Source organism: Microcystis sp. LE19-84.1B (assembly GCF_027531875.1).
Taxonomy (GTDB): Bacteria; Cyanobacteriota; Cyanobacteriia; order Cyanobacteriales; family Microcystaceae; genus Microcystis; species Microcystis panniformis.
In genome coordinates this window covers 1-5,091 of the sequence record NZ_JAPZSR010000467.1, presented here as the reverse complement: position 1 = coordinate 5,091, position 5,091 = coordinate 1, and the positions used below count along the sequence as shown (strand labels likewise).

At 44.0% G+C, this 5,091-nt stretch carries 4 protein-coding genes, 1 tRNA gene and 1 pseudogene; 3 read left to right on the top strand and 3 right to left on the bottom strand.

From position 1 onward, the window contains the following. Positions 1-1,214 (top strand): annotated as a pseudogene (locus O9324_RS25960) (group II intron reverse transcriptase); the annotation flags it as partial. 150 nt (positions 1,215-1,364) lie between these two features. Here the strand turns inward: O9324_RS25960 and O9324_RS25955 are convergent. Both O9324_RS25955 and O9324_RS25950 read right to left on the bottom strand, forming a co-directional pair. Further along, a tRNA-Leu gene (locus O9324_RS25955) sits at positions 1,365-1,446 on the bottom strand. A gap of 54 nt (positions 1,447-1,500) precedes the next feature. Next, entirely contained in the window at positions 1,501-2,181 is a 681-nt protein-coding gene (locus tag O9324_RS25950; protein WP_288141708.1) for a nucleoside phosphorylase-I family protein, read from the bottom strand. A gap of 122 nt (positions 2,182-2,303) precedes the next feature. Between O9324_RS25950 and O9324_RS25945 the strand changes: the two genes are divergently transcribed. Then, on the top strand, positions 2,304-3,362 hold the full coding sequence (locus O9324_RS25945) for an ABC transporter ATP-binding protein (RefSeq protein WP_287627695.1): 1,059 nt from the start codon (positions 2,304-2,306) through the stop codon (positions 3,360-3,362). A 210-nt stretch (positions 3,363-3,572) separates the two neighbouring features. Here O9324_RS25945 and rimK read toward each other — a convergent pair whose 3' ends face one another. Then, a complete protein-coding gene (gene rimK, locus O9324_RS25940; RefSeq protein ID WP_288141707.1) occupies positions 3,573-4,478 on the bottom strand; it encodes a 30S ribosomal protein S6--L-glutamate ligase in 906 nt (301 codons plus the stop codon). 413 nt (positions 4,479-4,891) lie between these two features. On the opposite strand from rimK, the gene O9324_RS25935 reads away from it, so the two are divergent. Beyond that, positions 4,892-5,091, top strand: a 200-nt coding sequence (locus O9324_RS25935; protein WP_288141710.1) for a hypothetical protein, incomplete at its 3' end; no start/stop codon positions are given.

Sequence of the window (5,091 nt, the reverse complement as noted above, 5' to 3'; positions counted from 1 at the left end):
AAGTTCCCTGAAAAGAGACATTAAACAATGGCTTAAAGCAGGAGTATTGGATAACGGCATATTTGAAGAAACAGAAACAGGGACACCACAAGGAGGGGTAATAAGTCCACTACTAGCCAACATCGCACTGGATGGAATGGCTAGACTGATTGAAACACTATTCCCCAAAAAGAATAATATAAATCAAGCTGTTTTAATAAGATACGCTGATGACTTTGTAGTGATTTCACCATCACTAGAAATTATTGAACAGTGCCAAACTGCCATTTCCGAATGGTTAAAACCGATAGGATTAGAACTCAAACCAGAAAAAACCAGAGTGTGTCACACACTTAACCCCATTGAGTACAATGGGAAAATAGAAGAACCCGGTTTTGATTTTCTAGGTTTCAATATCAGACAATACCCAGCCGGAAAATACAAAGCAGGTAAAATAACAAGAGGAATACCTAAAACATTTCTAACCCATATTAAACCTAGCCAAAAAGCAGTTAAAGCCCACACAGAAGCGATTAAAGGTGTAATTAAAAAACATAAAACAACACCTCAATCAGCCCTGATTAGTCACCTAAACCCAATCATTAGAGGTTGGGCTAACTACTACTCAGGAGTAGTATCTAAAGATACCTTCAATAAACTAGACCATACAATCTGGTTAATGCTAAGGGCATGGACGGCAACAAGATGCGGTAAAGCGGACTACGAAAAGCTGAGAAACTACTTTAAACCGGGTACAGTTAAACTTAGCAATGGGAAAGAAAGACACGAATCTTGGTTATTTAAAACCAAAGATGGTTATCAATTATGGAAACATAATTGGACACCAATTGTCAGACATACCCTAGTACGCGCCGACGCATCACCTTACGACGGAAATTGGACTTACTGGGCGACCAGACGAGGACAAGCAATTGACACACCTACGAGAGTAGCCAAACTACTTAAGAAGCAACAAGGCAAGTGTAGCCGATGCGTGCAGTATTTCACCCCATCGGACTTAATTGAAGTTGACCACATTCACCCAATAAGCTTAGGCGGAAAGGATGAATACAAGAACCTTCAATTACTACACCGCCACTGTCACGATGATAAATCGGCATCAGATGGAAAGCCTAAAATCATCTAATTCGACATCACCCGATGTTAATGCAGATAATACAAGGTCAACCAAAAGAAGTCAAGTTGTATCCCTAACAAGGGAACAGTCAAACTAGGAGCCGTGTGAGGTGAAAGTCTCATGCACGGTTCTGAATGGGAGGGGAGGTCGGCGACGACCTTCTCGACCCCTAATAGTATAACGGTGGTATCCTGTCAACATTCAAGGTGACAAGGGCAATTCTCGTCAGAGGGCAGATAAAAGTTTATGCGGATGGCGAGACTCGAACTCGCAAGGCGTAAGCCACACGCCCCTCAAACGTGCGTGTCTACCAGTTCCACCACATCCGCTTGATTTTAGCTTAACCATTATAGCACAGAAAAAAAATAATCTGCAAGCAACTTTTAAAAATTACTGCCGCACAACTTTCGCACCACCTGAGTTAGTACGGATAAACCTTTTAGGGAACCTTGAATCAAATGGAAGGCCGGGACAGGACGGATTAACATTTGTCGAGCGAGGGGCCATGGTAGCAGCTGACCTTGATTATCAATTGCCGGGGTTAAATCGGGTAAATCCTGTGTCACCTCGTCGCTAATCACGCGCACAATTGCCACTTTTTGCCCCGCTAAAGCCGCTAAAATCCTTGATCCTTCCATATCTACCACTTCATAGCCCCCCTGTCCTAAACGTCGTTTTTCCTCGGATCGGCTAATCAGGCGATCGCTGGTTAAACCTTTAACAAGACTATATCCGGTTAATTGGGCGATTTCTGCGGTTATTTCCGGTTCGCACTGCCAATAATTCCCCGTTTCCGCGCCACAACCTTGATAGATTACCCCATCTCCGACCCGATAGCGATCGCTGAGACTGCCCGCTAATCCCATCAGCACAATTTTTCCCGTGAGCTTATTAAGAAATTCTAGAGATTGCCCAGAGACTGAGGAACTGTCGAGGAATTCTGGAGCGCCAAGGTTAATCGGGATAATTTGCGGGGCTAAATCGCCGATGTTCCTTAATCCTCGGCGGATTGAGCTATGCTCGGCCCCCCGGGGAACGAGAATAATATCTTCAGGTGTGAGCATGAAATTTTTGAGAAAGTTTCCTAATTAGTCCCTTGAGATGTTATAAACAATAATAGTGAACTAATTAGGAAAATTCTTAAGTGAATGGCCCCGCCACCGACCGGGCGATTGTCTTTCCCACCATGAAAAAGTCTGTCATTCTGCGTTTATCCGAGGTTAACAAGCGTTTTCCCGCTTCTACTACTCTAGCTGTCGATAATATCAGTTTTAGTTTAACAGAGGGCGAAATTCTCGGATTATTGGGACCGTCGGGCTGCGGTAAAACCACTCTACTGCGGATGATTGCGGGATTTGAAAAACCATCTCAAGGAGTGATTGAATTGGGAGGGCGAATAGTTGCCGACGAAAAAACCTTTATTCCCCCTGAAAAACGCAATACGGGCATGGTTTTTCAGGATTACGCTCTTTTTCCCCATTTAACCATTGCTGACAATATCGCCTTCGGGTTAAAAAATTCTGGGGAGAAATTATCGAGCAGAGCTATTAACGCTAGGGTGGCGGAAACTTTAGATTTAGTCGGACTGCAAGGACTAGAAAAACGTTATCCCCATCAGCTATCGGGAGGACAACAGCAAAGAGTCGCCCTCGCCCGCGCTTTAGCCCCAAAACCCTCTTTAATCCTCTTAGATGAACCTTTAAGTAATCTCGATGTCCAGGTACGGCAACGGTTACGGCACGAGATCCGTCATATCCTGAAAGCGACTGGTATCTCGGCCATTTTTGTCACCCACGACCGGGAGGAGGCAATGGTGATCAGTGACACAATTGCGGTCATTTGTCAAGGAAAATTAGAACAAATTAACAATCCCGAAGCAATTTATAGTCATCCGGCCTCGCGATTCGTGGCCGAGTTCGTCACCCAAGCTAACTTTCTCCCCGCTAGACGGGAGGGGGAACAATGGCAAACCGAGATAGGAGTCTGGGAAATTGCCGATGGTCAAGATTTGGACAAAGGGGAATTGATGCTAAGAGAGGAAGATGTCAAAATTAAGCCGGATGAGACGGGAGAGCTAGTTATTTGCGATCGCCAATTTTTAGGGCGGGAATACCGTTATTGCCTGCTAACGGCCACCGGCAGCCAAATCCACGCTAGAACAACGATTAACACCCAATTAGACATCGGTACAAAGGTAAAACTATCGATTATTCCCGATAGCGTCCGTGTATTTGCCGACTGTTAACTGATACTAAATCCTGTTTAAGGGGTGTGGGGAAGTGGGGAAGTGGGGTGTGACCCCCCCCAGCCCCCCCCACAAAGGGGGGGTGTATGGTGTGGGGAGATTTTTTTCAGTAAAAAGGCAGCTCCGAGCTTATCGCTTAATACTACTGACTGATAACTTACCCACTGATAACTGATAACTGATAACTGATAACTGATGCAAGGCTGACGGCTAATATTGATATCGATCGCGATTTAGGACTAGGGGAGCATTTTTAGCGACAAAATCAATAATTTTTTTGGCCACATCCACACCAGTGGCCGCTTCTATTCCTTCCAAACCGGGAGAGGAATTGACCTCAATAACCACAGGCCCATGATTTGACCGTAATAAGTCCACACCCGCAACCCGTAAACCCATGGCTTTAGTGGCCCGTATAGCTGTACTGCGTTCCTCCGGGGTTAATTTTATCTTTTCTGCTTTGCCACCGCGGTGAAGATTAGAACGAAAATCCCCTTCGGCCCCCTGTCGCTTCATCGAGGCTACGACTTTTCCATCGATGACAAAACAGCGCAGATCTGCCCCACTGGCCTCTTTAATATACTCTTGTACTAGAATATTAGCTTCTAATTGCCGAAAAGCTTCAATAACTGACTTGGCTGCTTGGTCGGTTTCCGCTAAGACTACCCCAATACCTTGGGTTCCCTCTAATAATTTAATCACCAGAGGGGTGCCGCCGACGGTTTCGATTAAACCATCGATATCTTGAGTTGCGTGAGCAATTCCCGTCACCGGTAAACCTATCCCTTCCCGAGCGAGGATTTGCAGACAACGCAATTTATCCCGCGACCGAGAAATTGCTTGCGAGTCGTTGGCAGTAAAAACATTCATCACCTCGAATTGTCGGACGACTGCGGTTCCATAGAAGGTTTTTGAGGCGGCAATACGGGGGATAATCGCATCGAAACTCTCCAAGGGTTTACCGTTATAAACAACCGTGGGTTTGTGGGAGGTAATGTTCATGTAACAGCGCAAATAATTGATCACTCGTACCTCATGGCCTTGAGCTTCTCCCGCTTCTTTCAGTCGCTTGGTGGAATAAAGAGAAGCGTCTTGCGATAAAATAGCGATTTTCATAAATTTTCGCTTAAATATTGCTTTTACAACTGAATAGCTCCTTATTTTCCCATATTGACTTTTTTTGCTGGCAACTCATAAAATTTCTGTTCTCGATCGAAGTCCATCGATTATTATGGCGCTGACAGTTCCCTTTGAACAGTTAGATTAAATGAAAAGTAAAAAAGTCAAGCTTAAGACTAGATTTGTTTTTGTCGTCAGGCTCAGTTTAAGTAGCTGGTTATAATTAAATTAAAAATGGATTTTAGGTTCGATCCCCCCTGCCCCCCTTGATAAGGGTAGGGCTGTTTCATTTAAATTAATTACAGCTGATTTTGAGTCAATAAATTTGACCGAAGATTCTCAAGTTTATCTTTTTCTAATCAAAAGAGTTAGTCACAATAACTAATATTTAATCCTCTGCCAAATTTATTATGAATAAATTGATAAAGCTTGTTCCCAAGCCACTAAAAGCCTATCTCTCTTCAAATTGTCTGAGAGTACATCCTGTTAATTTAGCTAATTTTTCTGCTTCTTACGTCGATAAAACTATCAGTTTTTCCCAACGTTCAGCTAACCACATCTGTCCCTCTGTTATTGAGAGAAAACCCAAACCTCTGAAAAGATTCAATCC

Bases quoted from the DNA above. Each gene is read 5' to 3' on its own strand.
- O9324_RS25950 (WP_288141708.1), bottom strand. From the start codon at position 2,181: ATGCTCACACCTGAAGATATTATTCTCGTTCCCCGGGGGGCCGAGCAT.
- O9324_RS25945 (WP_287627695.1), top strand. From the start codon at position 2,304: ATGAAAAAGTCTGTCATTCTGCGTTTATCCGAGGTTAACAAGCGTTTT.
- rimK (WP_288141707.1), bottom strand. From the start codon at position 4,478: ATGAAAATCGCTATTTTATCGCAAGACGCTTCTCTTTATTCCACCAAG.